The organism is Brevibacillus thermoruber 423, from assembly GCF_000454065.1.
Taxonomy (GTDB): Bacteria; Bacillota; Bacilli; order Brevibacillales; family Brevibacillaceae; genus Brevibacillus; species Brevibacillus thermoruber.
The window spans coordinates 629,193-651,383 of the sequence record NZ_KE695649.1; the positions used below are offsets into that span (position 1 = coordinate 629,193).

Annotated in this window: 19 protein-coding genes; 14 read left to right on the forward strand and 5 right to left on the reverse strand. The window is 58.0% G+C overall.

What is annotated here, in order from left to right; genetic code table 11:
* Positions 1-152 precede the first annotated feature (152 nt).
* The 5 genes from M516_RS0108015 to M516_RS0108030 all read left to right on the forward strand — a co-directional run bounded on the left by M516_RS0108015 (position 153) and on the right by M516_RS0108030 (position 4,783).
* Positions 153-1,565 carry a helix-turn-helix domain-containing protein gene (locus M516_RS0108015; protein ID WP_029098664.1) on the forward strand — a complete coding sequence of 471 codons (1,413 nt, stop codon included), beginning with the start codon at positions 153-155 and terminating at the stop codon, positions 1,563-1,565.
* 357 nt (positions 1,566-1,922) lie between these two features.
* Positions 1,923-2,318, forward strand: coding sequence for a hypothetical protein (locus M516_RS0108020; RefSeq protein ID WP_029098665.1), 396 nt, complete (start codon positions 1,923-1,925; stop codon positions 2,316-2,318).
* Positions 2,319-2,505: 187 nt separating this feature from the next.
* Positions 2,506-3,063, forward strand: a complete 558-nt coding sequence (gene lepB, locus M516_RS0108025; RefSeq protein ID WP_029098666.1) for a signal peptidase I — start codon at positions 2,506-2,508, stop codon at positions 3,061-3,063.
* Positions 3,064-3,297: 234 nt separating this feature from the next.
* Positions 3,298-3,921, forward strand: a complete 624-nt coding sequence (locus M516_RS25165) for a matrixin family metalloprotease (protein WP_141669652.1) — start codon at positions 3,298-3,300, stop codon at positions 3,919-3,921.
* A 25-nt stretch (positions 3,922-3,946) separates the two neighbouring features.
* Positions 3,947-4,783: a hypothetical protein gene (locus M516_RS0108030; protein ID WP_029098667.1), complete on the forward strand. Its 837-nt coding sequence runs from the start codon at positions 3,947-3,949 to the stop codon at positions 4,781-4,783.
* A gap of 84 nt (positions 4,784-4,867) precedes the next feature.
* Here the strand turns inward: M516_RS0108030 and M516_RS0108035 are convergent, their stop codons facing one another.
* Entirely contained in the window at positions 4,868-5,821 is a 954-nt protein-coding gene (locus M516_RS0108035; RefSeq protein WP_029098668.1) for a DMT family transporter, read from the reverse strand.
* A gap of 144 nt (positions 5,822-5,965) precedes the next feature.
* On the opposite strand from M516_RS0108035, the gene M516_RS23030 reads away from it, so the two are divergent.
* The 5 genes from M516_RS23030 to M516_RS0108060 all read left to right on the forward strand — a co-directional run bounded on the left by M516_RS23030 (position 5,966) and on the right by M516_RS0108060 (position 10,700).
* Positions 5,966-6,871: a LysR family transcriptional regulator gene (locus M516_RS23030; RefSeq protein ID WP_051188140.1), complete on the forward strand. Its 906-nt coding sequence runs from the start codon at positions 5,966-5,968 to the stop codon at positions 6,869-6,871.
* A gap of 74 nt (positions 6,872-6,945) precedes the next feature.
* The gene (locus tag M516_RS0108045) at positions 6,946-7,926 is read left to right on the forward strand and encodes a quinone oxidoreductase family protein (RefSeq protein ID WP_029098669.1); all 981 of its coding nucleotides are present in this window, start codon (positions 6,946-6,948) and stop codon (positions 7,924-7,926) included.
* A 166-nt stretch (positions 7,927-8,092) separates the two neighbouring features.
* Positions 8,093-8,737 carry a pyridoxamine 5'-phosphate oxidase family protein gene (locus tag M516_RS0108050; protein WP_029098670.1) on the forward strand — a complete coding sequence of 215 codons (645 nt, stop codon included), beginning with the start codon at positions 8,093-8,095 and terminating at the stop codon, positions 8,735-8,737.
* A gap of 137 nt (positions 8,738-8,874) precedes the next feature.
* The gene (locus tag M516_RS0108055; RefSeq protein ID WP_029098671.1) at positions 8,875-9,702 is read left to right on the forward strand and encodes an aldo/keto reductase; all 828 of its coding nucleotides are present in this window, start codon (positions 8,875-8,877) and stop codon (positions 9,700-9,702) included.
* Positions 9,703-9,956: 254 nt separating this feature from the next.
* The gene (locus M516_RS0108060) at positions 9,957-10,700 is read left to right on the forward strand and encodes an IclR family transcriptional regulator (protein WP_029098672.1); all 744 of its coding nucleotides are present in this window, start codon (positions 9,957-9,959) and stop codon (positions 10,698-10,700) included.
* Positions 10,701-10,822: 122 nt separating this feature from the next.
* Here M516_RS0108060 and M516_RS0108065 read toward each other — a convergent pair whose 3' ends face one another.
* From M516_RS0108065 to M516_RS0108080, 4 genes are all read right to left on the reverse strand, one after another.
* Positions 10,823-11,143 carry a DUF3892 domain-containing protein gene (locus M516_RS0108065; protein ID WP_029098673.1) on the reverse strand — a complete coding sequence of 107 codons (321 nt, stop codon included), beginning with the start codon at positions 11,141-11,143 and terminating at the stop codon, positions 10,823-10,825.
* 177 nt (positions 11,144-11,320) lie between these two features.
* Positions 11,321-14,050 carry an aconitate hydratase AcnA gene (gene acnA, locus M516_RS0108070; protein WP_029098674.1) on the reverse strand — a complete coding sequence of 910 codons (2,730 nt, stop codon included), beginning with the start codon at positions 14,048-14,050 and terminating at the stop codon, positions 11,321-11,323.
* 450 nt (positions 14,051-14,500) lie between these two features.
* Positions 14,501-15,526 carry a ThiF family adenylyltransferase gene (locus tag M516_RS0108075; protein ID WP_029098675.1) on the reverse strand — a complete coding sequence of 342 codons (1,026 nt, stop codon included), beginning with the start codon at positions 15,524-15,526 and terminating at the stop codon, positions 14,501-14,503.
* A gap of 4 nt (positions 15,527-15,530) precedes the next feature.
* Positions 15,531-16,238 (reverse strand): molybdenum cofactor biosynthesis protein, encoded by a 708-nt coding sequence (locus M516_RS0108080; protein WP_029098676.1) that lies wholly within the window; start codon positions 16,236-16,238, stop codon positions 15,531-15,533.
* A 309-nt stretch (positions 16,239-16,547) separates the two neighbouring features.
* Between M516_RS0108080 and moaC the strand changes: the two genes are divergently transcribed.
* The 4 genes from moaC (at position 16,548) to M516_RS0108100 (ending at position 22,188) form a co-directional block, all read left to right on the forward strand.
* Complete coding sequence (gene moaC / locus M516_RS0108085; RefSeq protein WP_029098677.1) at positions 16,548-17,030, forward strand: cyclic pyranopterin monophosphate synthase MoaC; 483 nt, start codon at positions 16,548-16,550, stop codon at positions 17,028-17,030.
* Positions 17,031-17,036: 6 nt separating this feature from the next.
* The gene (locus tag M516_RS23035; RefSeq protein WP_035289089.1) at positions 17,037-18,284 is read left to right on the forward strand and encodes an MDR family MFS transporter; all 1,248 of its coding nucleotides are present in this window, start codon (positions 17,037-17,039) and stop codon (positions 18,282-18,284) included.
* Positions 18,285-18,589: 305 nt separating this feature from the next.
* Entirely contained in the window at positions 18,590-19,051 is a 462-nt protein-coding gene (locus M516_RS0108095) for a MarR family winged helix-turn-helix transcriptional regulator (protein ID WP_081656474.1), read from the forward strand.
* The gene (locus tag M516_RS0108100; protein ID WP_029098679.1) at positions 19,048-22,188 is read left to right on the forward strand and encodes an efflux RND transporter permease subunit; all 3,141 of its coding nucleotides are present in this window, start codon (positions 19,048-19,050) and stop codon (positions 22,186-22,188) included. The genes M516_RS0108095 and M516_RS0108100 overlap by 4 nt, the downstream gene beginning before the upstream one ends.
* Positions 22,189-22,191 lie beyond the last annotated feature (3 nt).

A 22,191-nucleotide genomic window follows, 5' to 3' on the forward strand; every position in this document is an offset into this window, starting at 1 on the left:
TCGGACAGACGGACAGGCTGGATGGGGGTTATGGAGTTGGTCAATAAATGAAATTTGAATGTCAAAAAATTTCCAGGATGGGGATTCCAAACGATTCTCAAATTTTGTAAAATAAAGTAAAAAATTGTTTCCTTTCAAGGGGGAGTGCTTATATGGGGAGACAGCGGTCGTTGCGCTCTGAAATTGAACATCACTTGAAGGAGCACGATTACACGCTGAGTAAACTTGGTGAGTTGACCGGCATTAATCCTGGACACTTGAACGAATTGCTGAATGGCGATCCGCCGCGGGTCATTACGATCGGACAGCTTGATGCGATGGCTGCGGCTTTGGGTCAGGCTCCGGGATGGTTGTACGAACTGTACGAAGAAGAGTGTTTCTCCGAAGGAAAAGTATCCAGGTCACGAGTCGTTCCATTTCTGGTTCGATGCGCAGAGATCGGTCGGCATGATTGCATGGAGCAGGTTGTTTCCAAGCTGCTGGAGAACCCGAAGAACGTCTCCATTCTCTTTTCCGTGGCCGAGCATCTCTTTGAACGCGGGAAGCAAAAGGAGTCAGTTCCTTTTTATCAGCTAGTGATTGAAAACGAAAAAGATAGCCACGCTGAGCGCTTTGTAATGAGCCAATACCGGTTATTTCGAGCTTTACAGGGTACTGATGCAGAGAAAAATTGGGAGGCTGTTATCCGGTTTGACCCCTATCGAAAGTGGCTGCCGGAGAATCATCAGTTGGATGCACTGCTGCAGTTGGCCAATGTCTGCTACACGCTACGAAGGTGGGAACTCGTTGAGAAATACGCGGACGAGTTAAGGGAATTGGCCCATGTCGTGTACGAAGACGAGATATGCAAGCGAAAAAACCCGAAAAGTGGCCAAACGCAAAAAACGGAGCGGCCATTGGAGCGGCATCTTGTCGTGTACTATGGACAAGGGTATCTCTTAAAAGGTGTAGCATTAAAAAATCAAGGGAAGTACGAAGAAGCGAAGCGTTATGTGGATGCTTACGCAGATTTAAGCTGGTTTGAAATCTTGGACGAAACCGGTCAAGCAGAAGTACAGAAGTTTCGCCTATGGGCAACAGCCAATTCGTATACGTTGGATATGCTCACGGGGAAAACTGATATTCTTCCGGACTATATCCGGTTTCTTGCCGATCACCCGAATGAGGTTCTGCCCGGCCTGGTAACAATTTTAAAATCGGCGAATGAGTACGGTTTCTCCGTCGACCATGTACTTCAACAGTTCGGGGAGCGCATAAGTCGTTTTGAGGGACAGCAAAACGTAGTCCGACTGAGCCACCATATCCAATTCCGCTATCAATTGGCAGTATACTTATTGAAAAAAGGGAAATGGAAAGAAGGGCTAGAAGAAACAGTAAGGTGTCTTGTTTTGTCTGATACGATGATGGATTATGACAACTTCAAAAGATGTTCGGCATTGTTCTGGGCGCATCTCCAACACGCATCGGATCAGCAAAAAAGAACCTATCAAACCGTCATGATGAAAGGAGCGGTAAAGGATGAAAGGGATTTTGCTTTCATTGGCTCTGGTATTGGGATTGTCTAGCGGCATTTGGTCTGCAAGTCCGATAGCAGCGGCCAAGGATAACATCATCCAATACGATCACGGCGTAGGCGGTTAATGAAGAAGTCCCCTGTTCGGGGGCTTCTTGTATTCATCACATTTTGGCGTTTCTCCTGCTGCTTGGTATCATCCCGCAGGCTTTCTGGAAAACATGTGCGTACAAGCAGGTACAACGACTGTCTCACCTTCATGAGCACCCCTACCTACTTGCGCAAACCGGGTCAGTAAAAAGTCGGCCTTCCGTGCCTAAGCGCACTCAAACAGACAGACAGATCTTGCCGAAACATCCGTTGCTGCGTTATTCTGAAAAATATGACAAAAGGAAGCGGAGGTACGCACATGGACCCGCTGAAAAAGAAGTACCAACCGATTGACGAACAGATTGTCCTGTTCAATGACGAGCATTACCTGAGCGTGCAAAGGCTTGATGTGTCAGGCCTGGACGCGGAAGCGAGAGCGTCGCTGTTCAACCACCTGTTCGCGTTTGACAGCGGCGACATCGAACTGGAGATCGACATCTCCGAGGAGCATCAGGGGATCTGGTACCTGCAGCTGCTCGTGCCGCACGTGCTGACGCTGCCGGATGCGGCCCGCAAACGCCTGGAGAGAGGAGCGGAACAGCTTGCCGCCCATCTGACGCAGCAGCCGCATCGTCCGGCGTCCAGCCGGGTGGCCGGAGACGACATGCTTCGGTATGTACGGCGCTACAATCCCAATCTGGACGTGACGGCCTGACGGTTGTCCAGAAGAAAAGAAAGAACGGAAACCCAATCACCCCTTGCCCACGAGTGGACGAATCCACGGGGATTGCGCCGCTGCCTGCAAGGGGTGTCTGTTTGGAACGGAGGGGCCTCGTTTAATTTGCAGCCGCATTTGTGCTATCATACGTGGTAGACAAACCTGTACGAAAGGCGGGCTGCCTGTGAAGCTCAAAGAGATCTGGGATTGGATTCGTTCCCTGGCCTTCGCGGCAACGCTGGCGCTGGTTCTGGGCATCTTCGTCTTCCAGCCGTTCAAGGTGGAAGGCCACTCCATGGACCCGACACTGCACGATCAGCAGAGAATCTACGTGTCCAAACTCCCCCACACCTTTTCGTACCTGCCCGATTACGGCGACATCGTCGTGATCGACAGCCGCGTGAACCGAAAGCGGACATTCCGGGATGACCTCTTGGGCCATCCGTTGATTCACCTGATGCTGGGCAACCAGAAGGAAGATTTCATGTACGTCAAGCGGGTGATCGGCAAACCGGGCGACGTCCTGGAATTTAAGGATCACCTGGTATACCGCAACGGCAAGCCGCTGGACGAACCGTACATCAAGGAGACGGCCCAGTACGACGGCCTGGGGAAAGTCGTCGTGCCTGACAACCACATCTTCGTGATGGGGGACAACCGCAACAACAGCCGGGACAGTCGGGACATCGGCTTTATTCCGCTCGACCACGTGATCGGCACCAAATTGGAGTGGCCGTTCTGAAGGCGGATTGACAAGCGGCCGCACTGCTGCATTCGATGGTCATGGAGAAGCGAACGACGAAAACGGAAGCGGCCCCAGATAGGGGACTTGCTTCCGTTTCGTGTTTTTCAGCCGCACGTGTGCGGTCAACGCCATTATTAATTGGTAATAAATACATATTTATGTTGCGTTTTCTAAAAATATGATTTAATATGTTGTAGTAGAAAAATTTGGAATTTGTGGTGGTGTTGAACATTGAAGAAAACGTTGCTTTTCCTAGCGGTTTGTATGGGGATTGTTTCCTCAAGTGCTGGCATTGCCTATGCTGCGACGTTGGGAAAGATCTCCTATTGGTACTCCGACAAGGATATTATCAGTAGGTGGAGTACGAAACGGTATGTGTGGGCAGGGATGATGGACAAGAGCATAGCGACTTCTGCTTTTGCATCCTATGTTAGTCACGCGATGAGTCAATGGCGCACAGCAGGGATTTCAAGTGATGGAGTTGATGAAAAATCTGATGCGAATATAAATATTTACGGGGGAACGTACAATACGTTGAAAGCAATGGAACCAAGTTTGAGCAGTTCAAATACTGGTCTCACTGTCTATGATGGAACATTAACGTATGAAGGCGATTGGCAATACGGTACTTCACTGAAGCAAAGTTACAAAATCGGCTCACCTGTGAACGTATATATCGTGCAAATAGACGGAAAAACGTCAAACGGATACAAAAAAACAACCACTCATGAATTCGGACACGCTCTTGGCTGGCGTGGGCATTCTGGCAATTCAAATGATGTCATGTATGGGACCGCCAGCGAAGTAACCACATTGACATCGAGGGATAAGAATCATCTTGTTCAAATATATTAATCCTTTCAAGATTGGAGGATTTATTGTGAAACAGCTGAAGAAAGTTTTCACAATGGCCATCCTATCCTGGCTTGTAATCACAGGATGCGCGCCGGATCATCGTGATGCTTCTTTGCACATTACCAGCAGGGAAGGAGAAACCGTGACAGCAATAACAAACGTAGATGATGCCTTAAAGGCTTCCGACCATGTCGTGATTGGCGAAGTTGTGGATGAAGCGAAATTCAGCAGCACCAACACATACCGATACACTGTCGCTGTGAAAACGGAATTGAAAGGGAATGTAAACGCGAAGTCAATTGATGTGTATGAAGCGAAAGATGCGTTGAAAAAAGGGAAAGAGTATTTGTTGTTTCTGGAATACTGGGAACATGAGCTGTATCCCCGGCCTGTCTATACGCCGATAGGAGAGGAGACGATCATTGAAATCGACAAGAATCAATTACGTGGCAATGAAAACATTGTGATGAACAGAAAGAAAGACGACATGGTGACATACATTCAAAATTCTCCGGAGGCAAAGCGGCTGACGAAAAAGAACGTTCACATCGTAGAGAAGGCCAGCAGTACGGAAGAATTGATAGATCAATCCGATTTTGTGCTTCATGTCATGCCTGTGGAAGTCGTGCATGAAAACGAGTATGTAAAGACCGTTACGGCAGACATTTTGCAAGCGTACAAAGGACAGCTCGACCAGGACAGTACCGTAATCAATTTGCCGGCTGATGTGGAAGTAGGCAAAGAATACCTGGTGTTCTTGAAGGGAGAAAAGGATTTTCGGCTGACGACAAGACAGGGAAGTGTCATCTCCAAAGACCATGAATCACAATGGAACGATGTATTGAGCAGCATCAACAAATAGATACCGAAAAGACCACCTTGACGTCAGGTGGTCTTTTTTGCTGCACGGATGAGGACGGTGCTGCCCAATGCAGCGACCGACTTGTTACGAGGTTGCGCGGGCCGCCGCGGCGGACAGCTTGAGCTGTCTGCGCTGATACAGGTTGTTGGCGACCAGCGCCGCGATGATCAGGAGCGTTCCGCCGGCGTCAAACAGGGTGAGGCGATACCCCTGCATGACGGAGATGACAAAGGTCGTGACGGGCACGAAGTTGATAAACAGGATGCCGTTGATCGGCGTCAACTGCTTCACGCCCGCATTCCAACTGACCAGCGCCAGCACGCCGGCGACCAGGATCATGAAGCCGAGCTCGGGGCCGGCCGACCAGATCGACGGCAGCGAAGGGACGGACAAAAGGCCGAAAGCGGCCAGCACCAGGACGACCGCAAGCGAGGTGGCGGTGCCCAGCACGCAGCTCAGCGTGGAGTAGCGCAGCACGGACCATTCGGCAAAGACATCGCCGCCGATCGTGTAGATGACCCAGCCCAGGACGCCGACGAAGATCACGAGAACCGGAAACAGCCGGTCGGCTCCCAGGAGAAACGCGTGGAAATCCCCCTTGGTGATCACCAGGAAGCAGCCGACGAGGGCCACCGCGATGCAGCCGACGGTAAACGGCGCCGGCCGCTTCCGACTCCAGATCCACAGCACCAGCACCGAAATCATCGGCATCAGCGCTTCCATCACCGAGGCGAGAATCACGCCCGACGTGCCCAAGCGGTTTTGGCCCCAAAAGACCAACAGGTTATAGACGGTAAACGCCATCGTGCCGAAGAACCAGAGCGGTGCGCCGCGGCCGTCGAAGCGAAGCGCCCGCCCGCCTTCCTTCAGCCACAAGAGGACCAGCAGGATGACGGAGACGGCGGAGTAGCGGATGACGGAAAAGAAAAACGGATCGAGATGCGCAAACGCGCTTTCGGCCACGGGGAACATCGCCCCCCACGCCACGCTGGCGATCAGGCACAAAAAAGCCCCTTTCAGGATGTGGTTGGTGTTCATGTCGCTGCACCTGCCTGCCTTTCCCTTACCTTGACCAAATTTCACGATCACCATCATATTCCGGAAATTTCATCATGTAAAATGATTGAAAATGATCGTGTGCATCACTATGATTGATACCGGAACGGAAGGGAGAGGAACGAAGTGGAACTGAGCGACCTGCGCATTTTTCAAACCGTCGCCGAGCACGGCAGCGTCAGCCGGGCGGCCCGGGAGCTCAATTACGTGCAGTCCAACGTGACGGCGCGCATTCAACATTTGGAGCGGGAGCTGGGAACGTCCTTGTTTTACCGGCACGCGAGAGGGGTGACGCTGAATCCCGACGGCAGAAAGCTGCTGGCCTACGCGCAGAAGATTTTGGCGATGATGGACGAGATGGAAAAGGCGTTTCAGGACGAGGAGAATCCGTCCGGCCCGCTGTTGATCGGCTCCGTCGAGACGGTATCCTGCCTGCCTGCGATCCTGTCCGTCTACTGCAGGCGTTATCCGCGCGTCGATCTGTCTCTGGTGACCGGGGTGACGGAACACCTGGTGAACGAAGTGCTGGCCTATGAGCTGGACGGGGCGTTTGTCAGCGGACCGATCGAGCATCCGGAGATTGTCCAGGAGCTCTTGACGGAAGAAGAGCTTGTCCTGATCGCGAGCGGCGACGGCGCCCCCCATTCGCTGGACGAATGCAAAACCAGGCCGCTGCTCGTGTTTCGCTCCGGCTGCGGCTATCGGGCACGATTGGTGCAGTGGCTTGCGGCGGAAGGGATCACACCGGCGAGGATCATGGAGTTTGGCACGCTGGAGACGATTTTGGCCGTGGTCGCCTCCGGATTGGGGGTCTCGCTCGTGCCCAGGGCAGCCGTCGCTCACCTGGAAGCGGCGGGGCGCATCCGCTGCCATTCCATTCCGCGCGAATTCGGCCGCGTCTCCACGGTGTTCATCCGCCGGCGCGACGCGATCTCGTCCAGTTCGATGCGGAAGCTGCTTGAGACCATTCGCGGGTTTCGCGACGAAGGGGGCACGGGTACGTCCCAGCCGGAAGCAGCGGCTCGCAGCTGACTGGACGAAACGAGGAGGAAATGAGGAAGCCCTAAAGAAATAATGGGAAAACGGCCGTTGGGGGGAATGAAGGGATGAAAGCGATCGTGGTCACGCAGTTTGGCGGACCGGAAACGATGATCTACACGGACGTGGAAATGCCGGAGATCCATTCCCGACAAGTATTAATTCGTGTCGAAAAAACCAGCGTGAATTTTGCTGATATTAAATCGAGGTACGGGAAAAAGGGGACAGGCACGCTCCCGTTCATTCCCGGCCTGGATGCGGTCGGAATTGTCGAGCGGGTGGGGGCCGACGTGAAGCACGTCAAGGTGGGCCAGCGCGTGATTGCGTTTCCGCAGCACGGGTCGTACGCGGAGTATGCGGTCGCGGACGAACAGCTCACCTTTGCACTCCCCGACGAGGTGGATGTGGATACGGCAGCGGCCTGTCCGGTCGTTTCCTTTACGTCCTACAAACTGCTCGCCGATGTGGCCAGACTGGAACCGGGCGAAACGGTCCTGATCCATGCCGCGGCAGGCGGCATCGGCACGACGGCGATCCAGTTGGCCAAAATTCTGGGCGCCGGCCTCGTCATCGGGACGGTCGGCAGCGAGGCAAAAGCGGCGGCCGCTCTGGAAGCCGGTGCGGATCACGTCATCTGCTATGAGCGGGAAGACTTTGCGGAAAAGGTAAACCAGCTCACAAACGGGGAAGGGGCCAATGTCATCCTGGATTCGATTTCCGGATGGGTCTCGGAAAAAAGCATGACCTGCCTCGCTCCGTACGGCAGGCTGGTTCACTTCGGCAATGCAGGCGGGGCCGTCGGGACGTTTGCGACAAAAGACTTGCATGCAAGCTGCCGCTCCGTGCTCGGATTCAGCTTCGGCACGACCCGGAAAATGCGTCCCCATCTCTTGCGCGACACGGCGGAGCAGGTGTTTCGCCTGCTGGCCGACGGGCGTCTGCGCATCAAGATCGGGAGGCGGTTTCCGCTGGAAGAAGCGGCCAAAGCCCACGAGTGGGTGGAGAGCAGACAAAGTACGGGGAAAGTACTGCTGGATGTCAGGCGATAGCGCATGACAGCCTGCCGCAAACCGGCAGAGTCCGGTGACCGCTTCACGTGATGAGCGGGTTGATTTCGTGCCTCATGTCCGTTTTGAATTGCCCCAATCGCCGGACGATTCTGTGCGATGATAGGCAGTAGCAGTGACAAACACCGGCAAGGAAGGGTGTAATCGGGTGGAAAAGGAGACGATCTTTCGGGACGTGGTGACCGCCGAGGCGGAGCTGCGCGAACTGTTGGGCGAGCCGAAGGAACTGGTAAAGCGGAAGGCCATTGACCGCCTGGACCGGCACTGCCGGGCGTTCATTGCCAAATCGCCGTTTCTGGTTCTGGCCACGGCGGACGCCGCCGGCAACTGCGACGCGTCGCCGCGCGGGGATGGGCCGGGCTTTGTTCACGTGCTGGATGACCTTCACTTGGTCATTCCCGAACGACCCGGCAACCGGCGGATGGACTCGATGCGCAACATCCTGACCAATCCCCGGGTGGGGGTGATCTTTCTCATCCCCGGTCTGGAAGAAACGCTGCGCGTCAACGGCCGGGCCTGCGTCATCCGGGACGCCGACATCCTGAGCCGGATGGCGGTAAACGGCAAGGTGCCGGTCGTCGGCATCGGGGTGCGGGTGGAGGAGTGCTTCGTCCACTGTGCCAAGGCGTTCAAGCGCTCCCGCCTGTGGCAGCCGGAAGCGTGGCTGGACAGGGAGAATCTGCCGGCCATGGCCCAGGTGCTGGCGGACCACGCCAACATGAACGGGCCCGGCTTTACCTCCAGGCAGGTGGAGGAAGCGCTGCAGGAGAGCTATACAAAGCGGTTGTACTGATGAAAGAGACGGCATCCGGTGCGTGCGCCTATCTCCGGATGAAGCAGGTTCCAAACAGTTTTCGCCTTTTTTTGGAAGTATGGTTGTGTTACACTATATACGCTTATACATATTGGAAAAGACGGGAGGAGATCCAAATGGCAACGCATATCGGAGACAGCACTGTATTGAACAACGGAGTCAGCATGCCGTGGCTGGGTCTGGGCGTCTACAAGGCAAACGAGGGGGAAGAAGTGCAGCGCGCGGTTCGCACCGCCATCGAAGTGGGCTACCGCAGCATTGACACGGCGGCCATCTACGAAAACGAGACCGGCGTCGGCACAGCGATCAAGGACAGTGGCATCGCCCGCGATCAACTGTTTATCACGACCAAGGTGTGGAACGCTGATCAGGGCTACGAGACGACATTGAAGGCGTTTAACGAGAGCATGAAAAAGCTCCGCCTGGAATACCTCGATCTCTATCTGGTGCACTGGCCGGTCAAGGAAAAGTATCTGGAGACGTGGAAGGCGCTGGAGAAGCTGTATCGCGAAGGTTACGTGCGGGCGATCGGCGTAAGCAACTTCCAGGTGCACCATCTGGAGGAGCTGCGCAAGGTAAGCGAGATTGTGCCGGCCGTAAACCAGGTGGAATGCCATCCGCTTCTGACCCAGCGGGAACTGCGCGCATACTGCAAGGAAAACGGCATCCAGCTGGAAGCGTGGAGCCCGTTGATGAAAGGCAATCTGGACCTGCCGCTGCTGATAGAACTGAGCGAAAAGTACGGCAAGACGCCCGCACAGGTCGTCCTGCGCTGGCATTTGCAAAACGGCGTGGTCGTCATCCCGAAATCGGTCACGCCGGAGCGCATCCGTCAAAACGCGGACGTGTTCGACTTCACGCTGAGCGGCGAGGACATGGAGCGCATCAGCGCGCTGAATCAAAACAAGCGGTTCGGTCCCGACCCGGACAATTTCGATTTCTAAGAAGCGCCATCGCGGCCCCGTCCCGGTGGGCACACGCAGGCAGCCGCCTTGAAAGCGGCTGCCTTTTTGCTGCTGGACGCGGCACGGCAAGTCCGCCTGCAGGGGATACGGTTGTACTACATCGTTTGGGCCGCCCGGGAACGGCGCTTTTCCGCTTTACGTGCGTCCGCCTTTTTTCTATACTGAAGAGTAGAACCATATTTCATCTAGTGAAACGATCGGTGACATTCCAAAACGAAAGCGGGTGAGAACACATGGAAGAGCCAAAAACAAACGTGCGGGCGGTGGAGCGGGCGCTGGACATCCTGCTCTGTTTCACGGACTCGACCGATCTGGGCCTAAGCGAGATCGCGAGCCGCCTCTCTCTGCATAAAAGCACGGTGCACCGGCTGCTGGCGACCCTGGAAAACAAAGGCTTCCTGATCCGTGACGCACAGACGGAGAAATACCGGCTCGGCTTTCGGATCTGGGAGCTTTCCGCCAATTTGACCCATTCCGATGACCCTGCCACCGTCCTGCTGCCGGAGATGGAGCGTTTGCGCGACCTGGTGGGCGAGACCGTCAGCCTGTACGTGCGCGACGGCAACGAGCGGATCCGCATCCAGGCGGTGCAGAGCAACCAGCCGATCCGCCGGGTGGCGCCCATCGGGGCCCGCATGCCGCTTTTCGTGGGCGCGTCCAGCAAGGTGCTGGTGGCGTACGCCGAGCCGGAGGTGCTGGAGGCCGTGCTGAACGATCCCAACTGGCCGGAATCGATCGATCGGGAGGCGTACCTGGAGCAGTTGGAGCAGATTCGGGCGCAGGGTTTTGCCACCAGCGTGGAGGAACGGGAATTGGGGGCCGCCGCCGTAGCCGCCCCGATTTTTAACCGCAACGGCAAATTGGTGGCCGCCATCGCCGCGTCCGGGCCGTCCAACCGGCTGACGCCGGAAAAAATGCGCGAATTTGCCCGTCCGATCATGGAGGCCGCGTACCGGATGGGCAAAATGATGAAATAGCACACGACGAAAGCGACCATGTCCAAAACGAACGCTGCGCGCTGTCGGGAACGTCCGGCAGCTTTTTTGTTGCCGATACTTGGAAAGAAACAGGCGTCTGACCGCAATCAGACGCCTGTTTTTCAAAACTCCGGCAGGTTGTCCAAATTGTTTTCCTTGATTCCGTCCGGTTCGCTGCGCAGGATGTCGCGGCCGTACTTGTGAAACACGTCGACATGTGCCAGGCGGCCCGCTTTCGCTTCCTGCAGGGCGGTCACGTAATCCAGCTCCCGCCCGGACTCGGTTTGAAACGCGATCAGATTGCCGTCTTCGTTTTTGCGCACGGCGACGATCCGTTCCTGCACCGGAGCCGGCGCTGCGTCCGGCCCGTTTTCCTGCCTGGCCTGCCGCTCGCCGTCCGCTTTGTACGCCGCGTACCGCCGTTCAAAGTCCTGCCCGTTCATGACAGCATGCCCCCTTGTTTTGCCGCTTTCGCAGGCGTTTTCCCTCTCTCATAAGGATGCCTTGCCAGCCGGGCGAACATGCATGCGTTTTTTACAAGGGCGGCGCTCCCTCCACACGCAAAACAGGCAAGCGTTCGCTTGCCTGTTTCATGCGGGTGCTGTAAGGAATGTTGGTTGTTAAGCCGTTACCGGTTTGCCTTCGTCCAGCAGTTGACGCAGGACGGTTTGCAGGATACCGCCGTTGCGGTAGTAGTCGACATCCACCATCGAGTCGAGACGGACGATGACGTCGAATTCGAACTGGCTGCCGTCCTGACGGGTTGCCTTCACTTTCAGGCGTTGGCCAGGCTGTACGTTGTCGTTCAAGCCGACGATGTCAAACGTTTCCGTACCGTCGATGTTGAGCGATTTCCAGCTTTGGCCGTCGGCGAACTGCAGCGGGAGCACGCCCATGCCCACCAGGTTGGAGCGGTGGATGCGCTCGAAGCTTTCCGCGATTACCGCTTTGATGCCGAGCAGGAACGTACCTTTTGCCGCCCAGTCGCGGGAGGAACCGGTACCGTACTCCTTACCGGCCAGTACCACCAGCGGCGTGCCGTCTGCTTGGTACTTCATGGACGCATCGTAGATGGACATGATTTCGCCGGTCGGCAGGTACTTGGTTACGCCGCCTTCGGTGCCCGGAGCGATTTGGTTGCGGATGCGGATGTTGGCAAACGTACCGCGCATCATCACGTCGTGGCTGCCGCGGCGAGCGCCGTAGGAGTTGAAATCCTTGCGTTCCACGCCTTTGGACTGCAGGAACAGGCCTGCCGGGCTGGTCGGCGAGATGTTGCCCGCCGGCGAGATGTGGTCGGTGGTGACGGAATCGCCCAGAAGAGCCAGTGCGCGTGCGCCTTTGATCTCTTCGATGTGACCGACGTCGCCGGTAAGGTCTTTGAAGAACGGCGGCTCCTGGATGTAGGTGGAGTTTTCATCCCACTCGTAGAGGTCGCCTTTCGGTGCGTCGATTTCGTTCCATGCCTTGTTTTGCGTAAACACGTTCGCGTATTGGGCGCGGAACAGTTCCGGATTCATCGCCTTGTTCATCGCTTCCGCCAGCTCTTGCGGCGTCGGCCAGATGTCTTTCAGGTAAACCGGCTGGCCGTCTTTGCCGATGCCGATCGGGTCTTTCGTCAGGTCGATGTCCACGGTGCCGGCCAGGGCGTACGCGATGACCAGCGGCGGGGAAGCGAGGTAGTTCGCTTTTACCTGCGCGTGGATGCGGCCTTCGAAGTTGCGGTTACCGGACAGAACGGCTGCCACGGTCAGGTCGTTTTCGGCGATCGCCTTGCTGGTTTCTTCCGGCAGCGGACCGGAGTTACCGATGCAGGTGGTGCAGCCGTAACCGACCACGTTGAAGCCGAGCGCGTTGAGCGAATCGATCAGGCCGGCGTCGATCAGGTACTGGGTCACGACGCGGGAACCCGGAGCCAGCGAGCTCTTCACGAACGGCGGTTTTTTCAGTCCTTTTTCCACAGCTTTTTTCGCCAGGATGCCGGCGCCCAGCATTACGCTCGGGTTGGATGTATTGGTACAGGACGTGATGGCTGCGATGACGACGGAACCGGTTTTCAGGGTTGCCGTCTCGCCGTTCGGGTAGGTGACGGTTGCTTCCGCCTTGATCTTTTCTTCGGAGAGGCCGAAGCCGCCTTTTTCGATCGGCGTGCGCAGGCTGTTGTTGAAGGATTCCTTCATGTTGGTCAGTTCGACGCGGTCTTGCGGACGCTTCGGACCGGCCAGGCTGGGCACGACGGTGGACAGATCCAGTTCCAGCGTTTCGGTGAAGACCGGATCCGGCGTGTCGTCGGTGCGGAACAGGCCTTGCGCTTTGGTGTACGCTTCCACCAGGGCGATTTGCTCTTCGCTGCGGCCGGTTTGACGCAGGTAGTTGAGCGTTTCGGCGTCGACAGGGAAGAAGCCCATGGTTGCGCCGTATTCAGGCGCCATGTTGGCGACGGTCGCGCGGTCTGCCAGCGAGATGTTGGACAGGCCCGGGCCGTAGAACTCAACGAATTTGCCGACCACGCCTTTTTTGCGCAGCATTTGCGTAACGGTCAGCGCCAGGTCGGTTGCGGTTGCCCCTTCTTTCAGGGTGCCGGTCAGCTTGAAGCCGACAACTTCCGGGGTGACGAAGTAGAGCGGTTGGCCAAGCATGCCGGCTTCCGCCTCAATGCCGCCGACGCCCCAGCCCAGCACGCCCAGACCGTTGATCATCGTGGTGTGGGAGTCGGTGCCGACGAGGGAGTCCGGGAAGGCCACCAGTTCGCCGTTTACTTCGCGGGTTGCCACGACAGTTGCCAGGTACTCCAGGTTTACCTGGTGCACGATACCGGTTGCCGGCGGAACGGCGCGGAAGTTGTCAAACGCGGTTTGCGCCCAGCGCAGGAAGCGGTAGCGCTCCTGGTTGCGTTCGAATTCCAGCTTCATGTTGTTTTCCAGCGCCTTGTCGTTGCCGAAATCGTCAACCATGACGGAGTGGTCGATGACCAGGTCAACCGGTACGAGCGGATTGATCCGCTTCGGATCGCCGCCGGCGCGCTTCATCGCGATGCGCATGGCAGCCAGGTCGACGACGGCCGGCACACCCGTAAAGTCTTGCAGAACAATACGGGCCGGCATGAGCGGCACTTCCTTGTTTTCGTCGCGGCCTTTTGTCCAGTTGGCCAGTTGTTGCACGTGTTCTTTGGTGATGGCGCGGCCGTCAAACTGACGCACAGCCGCTTCCAGCAGCACTTTAATGGAGAACGGCAGCTTGGAAACTTCGCCGATTCCTTGTTCTTCCAAGCCTTGCAGGCGGTAGTACGCGTACGTTTTGCCGCCCACTTGCAGGGAAGACTTCACGTTGTAAGCATCGTGTTTAGCCAAAGTTCACAACCTCCCTTATCCTCTTGGAGTTTCATCTGATGAAACGCAGTTTCGTTTCTTCGATACGCCCCTATTATACTCGATTTGCTGCTCGGCTTCTACCCCAAAATTCATGATGGCTTCACAAAATCAGTCAAAAAATCATTTTGCAGCGTTCCGCGTACCTGCGAAGAAATGTCCAGACTTACTATAACCCCAACAGGCAAATGTATGCGACATGAACTCCCTTTCCTGGAAATCTCCACCTCCGCCAGCCTGAAAAAAAGGCCGCCGTCCGTTTGACAGCGGCAAGGGGGGCGTTGCCAGTCGCTTCCTTACTACTATATATGGCTGCGGGCAGCCGTTCGCCGCGCCTTCTGCCAGCCATCCACGAAAGCAGCGGTCCCTGCCCGCGCGGTCACAAGGCGGCGGTGGCCGGTCGGAGCGAACGGACGGCCGGTTTTCGCCGGTTTACGCACCGATGTACCGCGCATGCAGCGTGCGGGCCAGACTGATGTCGTCCGTTCCCTGCACCAGCACGCGGCCGTCGGGGAAGACGACCAGCGTGTGCGGGTCGACGTGAAAGCGGAGGAGAAACTTGTTTCGCTTGACCTGCCCCAACGGAGCCAGCCGTTCCGCCAGTTGGTCCAGGTCGAGCTGCGCGCCGGCCGCCGGCGAAATCTGCACCGTGTCGCGGCCGCACAGGGAGACGGCCTGCCCCTCCTGGGTGTCCGGCATCAGATAGGAAAACTGGCGCTGTCCGCAGGTCGGGCAGTCGGCCCGCCGGCCGTTTTGCACGCGGATCTGCTGGTGGCGGTTGTTCCAGATGTCGAAGTGCTCCAGATGGGGGTTGAGCGCTTCCTGGTCGCCCACCAGCAGTTTCAACGCTTCCGTCGCCTGGTAGGAGGCGACGATGTGAATGATCGGGCCGATTACGCCGGCCGTGTCGCAGGTCGGCATCTCCCCCGGATTGGGCGCTTCCGGAAAGAGGCAGCGCAGGCAGGGGGTAATCCCCGGCCGGATCGCCGCAAACGTGCCGGTCGCGCTGACCGCCCCGCCGTACACCCAGGGAATGCCGTGCTTGACGCAGACGTCGTTGATCAGATAGCGAACCTGAAAGTTGTCCGTGGCGTCCAGGACGAGCTGGACGTCGGCGAGCAGCTTTTCCGCATTGTGAGCCGTCAGGTCGGCCACCACCGGCTCGACTGTCACTTCCGAATTGATCCGCGCCAGCTTGGCGTGGGCGGCGATCGCCTTGGGCAGGTGCTGGCGGGCGTCGTCTTCGTCGTACAGCATCTGCCGCTGCAGGTTGCTCGGCTCCACAAAGTCGCGGTCGATCAGGCGGACAAAACCGACGCCGGCCCGGACCATGTGGTTGGCCAGCACCGTTCCCAGCGCGCCCATGCCGACGATGGCCACGCGGCTTTGGAGAAGCTGTTCCTGGCCGGTCCGGCCAATGGGGGGGAACAGGATCTGCCGGGAGTATCGCGTCTTCACGTCTCTATCTCCTTTCCGCGTCGTCGGGAAGCGCCAGCGGGTTCCACGGTCCCTGCTGGTGCCCTTTCCACTCGCTGCCGTCTTCCCAGACTTCCTTTTTCCAGATGGGAACGATCTGCTTCAGCCGTTCGATCGCGTACCGTCCCGCTTCAAACGCTTCGTTCCGGTGCGGCGTGGCGACGGCGGCGACGACGGCAATCTCCTCGATTTGCAGGTCGCCGATGCGGTGATGCATGGCAAGCTCCGCCCCCGGCCAGCGCTCGGCCACCTCCGCGGCAATTTGCTTCATCTTTTCCACGGCCATCGGGGCGTACGCCTCGTAGGTGAGGGAGACGGTCCGCTGTCCGTGGGTAAATTCGCGAACGGTTCCGACAAAGGCGAGCACGGCCCCGGCCCGCGGATTGGAGACGAGCCGAACCAGCTTGTCCGCGCTGAGCGGCTCAGTCGTCACGGCAAAACGCGGCTCTTCGCCGCCGCTCACCGGGGGGAGGATCGCCACTTCGTCGCCCGGCGCCAGCGCCTTGTCCGGTACGGCGTATTCCTGGTTGACGGAGACAAAACAGCCGCCCAACAGCGGCGCCAGCGCAGGATACTGCTCCCCGACCGCTTGCAGCAGGTCGCGCACGAGAGCCCCTTCGGCCACGCTCACTCGAATCTCCCGTTCACCGGCCCTCTCGGCGAGGCCGGCAAACAACAGCACGCGTATTTGCATCGATGCACTCCTCATTTCCCGGTTTTGAACAACCTGACGCCGGGTATCTTGTATAGCGTAGCGGCGGCAGGTTGAAACGCTTTCTACCGGAAACGATAACACACCGAAGCGGAAACTGTCTAATGAACGGTGCCGCTTCGCGCAGTTTCCTCATTGATTTTGTGCCGCGCCAACGGTAAGGTTAGAGATAATGAGAGAAACGACGGGCTAAGGCATGTCCAACTGGCGGAGACGGTATGGACCGGCCGGTTTGGACGGTGATACGCCATTCCCCGCCATTGAGGGGATCGAATATGGGAGGAACGCAGCATGAACGATAAATTGACCCACTTTAACGAGCAAAATCGCGCCCGCATGGTGGACGTCTCCGACAAGGAGGAGACCAGGCGGGAAGCGGTGGCGAAGAGCAGGATTACGATGAAGCCGGAGACGCTGGAGCGCATCCGGGAAGGGCGCGTGTCCAAGGGAGACGTGCTCGCGGTGGCCCAGGTGGCCGGCGTGATGGCCGCGAAAAAGACGTGGGAGCTGATCCCGATGTGCCATCCGCTGCCGCTGACCGGCATCGACATCCGCTTTGCCTTTGTCGGCCCCGACACGCTGGAGGTGGAGGCGACGGTCAAAACGACCGGCAAGACGGGCGTGGAGATGGAAGCGCTGACCGCCGTCAGTGCCGCCGCCCTCACTGTCTACGACATGTGCAAGGCGATGGACAAGGGGATGGTCATCGGCCCCACCTGCCTGATGAGCAAAACGGGCGGAAAAAGCGGAGATTTTCATCGGATTGAGGAGTAATCAGTCATGAGCGGAATGTGGAGCATGTATCCGCGCAGCATACGGGTTCTCGCCGCCGTTGCTGCCATGACTTCCACGGGCATGGCGTGCATTTGGCCGCTGGTCACCATCTACATCCACGATTACCTGGGCAAACCGCTCACCGTTTCCGGGCTGCTGCTGCTGTTGAACCAGGGAGCGAACCTCGTGGGGAGTGTGGCGGGCGGCATTCTCTTTGACCGCTGGGGACACAGGCGGACGATTGCGGTCGGTTCCGTCGGCGCGATCGCTGTCTCCGTCGCGCTTGGCCTGACGACCGACTTCACCGCCTACACCGTGCTGCTTTTGTTGAACGGATTTTTCTTTGGCATCATCTTTCCCGTACTGAACGCACTGGTTGCCCGCCTCTGGCCGGAAGGCGGGCGCAAGGGGCTGAACGTGATCTACGTCGCCCTCAACATCGGGGTGGCCGTCGGTTCGGCCTTGTGCGGCGTCCTGGCCAGCATGTCGTTCGCCTGGACGTTTTTCGGCAACGCCATCGCGCAGGCGGCGACGCTGGCGATGTTTCTCCGGTGCCTGCCGCAGCATCTCGCGGAACAACCGAACGAACGAGCCCACGCGGCGGAAGCGGCCGGGACGGAGGCGAAGCAGGCTGCGGCGGGAACGGAACGCCGTCCGGTCGCCTGGGGGGCGATCGGCCTGCTTTGCAGCGGCCTGTTGGTCTGCTGGATCGTCTACGCGCAGTGGACGACGGTGCTCTCCGCCTACATGCAGTCGCTGGGCATTTCGCTTCGGCAGTACAGTCTGCTCTGGACGCTGAACGGAGCGCTCATCCTGTTCGGCCAGCCGCTGCTCTCCTGGATGATCAACCGATTCGCCCGGACGTTGAAAGCGCAACTGCTGCTCGGCGCGTACGTGTTTGCGCTGTCGATGCTCATCCTCTCCCAGACGACGGCCTACGCCGGATTCGTGGCGGCCATGTTCGTGATGACGATCGGCGAAATGCTGGTGTGGCCGGCGGTGCCCACCATTGCCGCCGATCTGGCCCCGGCCGGGAGAGAAGGGATGGTCCAGGGCATTGTCGGGGGAATCGCGTCCGCCGGCCGGATGGCGGGACCGCTTGTGGGAGCGATGGCCTTCGAGGCGCTCGCTCCGCAAGGGATGCTCTACCTGATGGCGGTCTTGGCGCTGGTGGCGGTCGGCTGTTTTGCCGCGTACAGTTCGTTTGTCAAGCGGCCTGAGACCCAGCCTGTGCTGAGCGTGCCGGAGAAATGAGCCAGGGGAGAGGCCTCTCTCCGCGGCCCCCGGATTTGAGTCAAACGGAATAGGCAAAAAGACCGAAGCGGATACGTCCTTACGGCAGCGTCCCTCCCGTGCGAGGGGCGTTTTTTTTGTGGGAGACATGCGTCACCGTCCGTTCATATTGGGTTCATAAACGCGTGGTATGGTAGGGGATGCGCCGTGACAGCGGGAGGATGGTCTGTCGAAAAGATAATACGTTTTCAACACGAAAATTTCTTGATGCGAAATATGTCCTATGTCATAATGTTTCGTGACGCGAAATAATAGAGGTGTGGCCTATGAATCCTATGAGGCGCATGTCGATGCAGTTGATCCTGATGAACAAGGTCTACCTGGACGTCATCGCCCAGGAATTGACCAAATGCGGATTGACCATTCCGCAGATGTTCGTCCTGGGTCCCGTGATGGAGGCGCCTAGGACCATCGGGGAACTCAGTCGGCTGATCGACCTCTCCTACAGCACCGTATCCGGCATCGTCGACCGGCTCGAACGGGACGGCTTTGTCAAACGGGTGCGGGACGAAAAGGACCGGCGCATGGTCTGGGTGGAACTTGCCGACACCCCGCAAGCGATCAAACAACGGATTCCCTTCATGCAGGACAGCTACTTTGACGAGCTGTTCGACGGCATGTCCGACCAAGACGTGGAAGCTGTCTGCCGATCGCTGACGATCTTGACACACTATTTGGAAAAACGGCAACAATCGTTTCCGAAAAAGGGAGGTAGCTGTACACGATGAATCTTTCCCGATTCTCCATTCAACGCCCCGTTACCATCCTGATGATGACGGTGGCTCTGCTCCTCTTCGGCTTCGTCTCCCTGCCCAAGCTGGCGATTGAGCTGTATCCGGAGCTGAATCTGCCGGTGGCGGTGGTCGTCACCACCGTAGAGGGCAGCACGCCTGCCGAAGTGGAAAAGCTGGTGACCCGTCCCATCGAGGAAGCATTGGGAACGGTGCCCAACGTAGACAAAATCATGTCCAACTCCGCCGAAGGGGCCTCCCAGGTCATCCTGCAGTTCAACTGGGGAACCGACATGGACCAGGCAACGTTGGACATGCGGGACAAGGTGGACCTGGTCCGCGGCATCCTGCCGGACAACGCCAAGGCTCCCCGCATTCTGAAACTGGACCCTAACAGTGAACCGATCATGACCTTTTCCCTGACCGGGGAAGAAGACGTCGTCAAGCTGAAGTCGATCGCGGAAGACACGATCAAGCCGCGCCTGGAGCGGATTGAAGGCGTTGCCTCCGTCGGCGTCTCCGGCGGCCAGGAGAAGATCGTCGAGGTCGTGCTCGACCCGAACCGGCTGGCCGCGTACGGGATCGGCATCGATCAGATTCAGCAGGCCTTGATGGCCACCAACGTGTCCGGTTCGTCCGGCGTCATCCGTCAGGGCGACACCAAGCTGAGCATCCGGGTCGACGGCGAGTACGGCTCCGTAGCCGACATCGGCGAGACGCCGATTCGCGTGCAGAACGGCAGCATCGCGCTGAAAAACCTGGCGACAGTCACCGAGACGTACAAGGAAGTGACGCAGAAGGCGTTCATGAACGGAATGCCCAGCGTAGGCCTGACCATTACCAAAGCCTCGGGCGGCAACACCATTGAAGTGGCGGACGCGGTCAACCGGGAACTGGAGGCGCTGAAACAGGTGCTGCCTCCCAACGTCAAGGTGACCACGATTCTCGACTCGTCCAAGTTTATCAAGGATTCCATCTACACGGTCGGAGAGCACGCGCTCGTGGGCGGGCTGTTCTCGATCATCATCCTGTTCCTGTTTTTGAACAGCTTCCGCTCCATGCTGATCGTCTCCATCGTGATTCCGATCTCCGTGGTGGCGACCTTCTGCCTGATGTACTTTACCGGCCAGACGATCAACATGATCTCGCTTGCCGGTTTGACCCTGGGGCTGGGGTCGCTGGTAGACTTCGCGGTCGTGATTCTGGAAAACATCTTCCGCTACCGGGAACAGGGTAAGAGCATGATGGAAGCGGCCCGGCTCGGTTCCAAGGAAGTGGGCACGGCGGTGATGGCCTCCGCGCTGGCGCAAATCGCCGTATTTGCTCCGATTGTCTTCGTCGAAGGGCTGGCTTCCGAGCTGTTTGGCCCGCTGGCGCTGACCGTCGTCTACTCGCACATCGCGGCGCTCTTGGCTTCGCTGACACTGGTGCCGATGCTCAGTTCCCGCTGGCTGAAAACAGTGCCGCACACCGAAGGAGAGGTAGTGTCCAACTACCGAGGCTTCAATCCGGTGATGTGGTTCAACAAAGGATTTAACAAGATCGCGCGCGGCTACGGCCGCCTGCTGAAGTGGGCCCTCGGCCACCGCAAGACCGTGTTTGCCGTGACGATTGCCCTGTTTGTCGGCGCCATCGTCCTCTCCGGCGGAGTCGGCGCGGAATTTATTCCAAAGATGGACCAAGGACAGATTTCCATTTCCATTAAGATGCCGAACGGCACCATGCTGTCGGAGACGGAAAAAGTCGTCGCCGAAGTGGAAAAACGCGTAAAGGATTTGCCGGAATTGGAGCAGTTGTACACCTCGATCGGGTCCAACGGCGGCCCCGCGATCATCGCCAACGCCACGTCCAACCAGGCGCAGGTGCAGGTGAAGCTGGTCCCCAAGGATCAGCGCTCCGTCAGCACCGAGCAGGTGACGGAACAACTGCGCGAAAAGCTGGCCGACATCTCGGGGGCGGAGATTGAGGTAACGGAAGTGGACCAGTCGGGCGGCCCGATGGGGGCACCGCTGGAAGTGAGCTTGCGCGGGGAGAACCTCGACGTGCTGGAAGACATCAGTTCGATCATCGCCGGCGAGATCAAGCAGGTGCCGGGCACGCGCAACGTCACCACCTCGCTGGAAGAGACGCGCCAGGAAGTGCAGGTGCTGGTCGATCCGCAAAAGGCGAGCCTGTACGGGCTGACCACCAGCCAGGTGCTGTCCAACGTGCGCACGGCGTTTGACGGCATGACGGTCACCACCTACCAGACGGGGGACGACCAGATTGACGTGAAAATCATGCTGCCCAAGTCGTATCAGGACGACATCAGCTACCTGCAGCAGCTCCGCATCCCGACGGCGAGCGGTGCGCAGGTCGCCCTCTCGTCCGTCGCCGAGATCGTCAAACAGGACGTGCCGCAGTTGATCAAACGGACCAACCAGACGCGGGAAGTGACGATCAGCAGCGAAATCGTCGGACGCGACCTGAACTCCGTTACCCGTGACGTGACGGCCAAGCTGAACGCCCTGTCGCTGCCGGACGGCTACACGTTGGAAGTCGGCGGACAGAGCAAGGAGATGGCCGAGTCGTTTGGAAGCCTGGGACTGGCGATCATCCTGTCGATCGCGCTGGTCTACATGGTGATGGCCAGCCAGTTTGAATCCCTGTTTACGCCGTTTATCATCATGTTCTCCATCCCGCCGACGTTCATCGGCGTGGTCGTGGGGCTGCTTACGACCGGCTATCCGCTGAGCGTTCCGGCGCTGATCGGGTACATCCTGCTCATCGGGATTGTCGTCAACAACGCGATCGTCCTGATCGACTACGTCAACCAACTGCGCAAACGGGGCGTGGAGCGGAACGAGGCCATCCTCCAGGCAGGTCCGATCCGGCTGCGTCCGATTCTGATGACGACGCTGGCGACGATTCTGGCGATCACGCCGCTTGCCTTTGGCGGCGGGGACGGGAACGAATCGCAGGCGCCGATGGCTGTTGTCGTCATCTTCGGTCTCAGCTTCTCCACGCTGATCACGCTCGTGCTGATTCCGGTCGTCTACTCCTGGTTTGACGATCTGGGTCAAAAATGGCGCAATCGCAAAGAGAAACGCAAGCAGAAAAAATCGGCCGGCCAGGATATGCCGACGTTGGGATAGGAG

What these genes read in the sequence shown, in the direction of transcription:
- M516_RS23035 (WP_035289089.1), top strand. Translation starts at nt 17,037, where the DNA reads ATGAGCGGAATGTGGAGCATGTATCCGCGCAGCATACGGGTTCTCGCC.
- M516_RS0108045 (WP_029098669.1), top strand. Translation starts at nt 6,946, where the DNA reads ATGAAAGCGATCGTGGTCACGCAGTTTGGCGGACCGGAAACGATGATC.
- M516_RS0108080 (WP_029098676.1), bottom strand. Translation starts at nt 16,238, where the DNA reads ATGCAAATACGCGTGCTGTTGTTTGCCGGCCTCGCCGAGAGGGCCGGT.
- M516_RS0108055 (WP_029098671.1), top strand. Translation starts at nt 8,875, where the DNA reads ATGGCAACGCATATCGGAGACAGCACTGTATTGAACAACGGAGTCAGC.
- M516_RS0108060 (WP_029098672.1), top strand. Translation starts at nt 9,957, where the DNA reads ATGGAAGAGCCAAAAACAAACGTGCGGGCGGTGGAGCGGGCGCTGGAC.
- moaC (WP_029098677.1), top strand. Translation starts at nt 16,548, where the DNA reads ATGAACGATAAATTGACCCACTTTAACGAGCAAAATCGCGCCCGCATG.
- M516_RS0108100 (WP_029098679.1), top strand. Translation starts at nt 19,048, where the DNA reads ATGAATCTTTCCCGATTCTCCATTCAACGCCCCGTTACCATCCTGATG.
- M516_RS0108065 (WP_029098673.1), bottom strand. Translation starts at nt 11,143, where the DNA reads ATGAACGGGCAGGACTTTGAACGGCGGTACGCGGCGTACAAAGCGGAC.
- M516_RS0108035 (WP_029098668.1), bottom strand. Translation starts at nt 5,821, where the DNA reads ATGAACACCAACCACATCCTGAAAGGGGCTTTTTTGTGCCTGATCGCC.
- M516_RS0108015 (WP_029098664.1), top strand. Translation starts at nt 153, where the DNA reads ATGGGGAGACAGCGGTCGTTGCGCTCTGAAATTGAACATCACTTGAAG.
- M516_RS0108020 (WP_029098665.1), top strand. Translation starts at nt 1,923, where the DNA reads ATGGACCCGCTGAAAAAGAAGTACCAACCGATTGACGAACAGATTGTC.
- M516_RS0108095 (WP_081656474.1), top strand. Translation starts at nt 18,590, where the DNA reads ATGAATCCTATGAGGCGCATGTCGATGCAGTTGATCCTGATGAACAAG.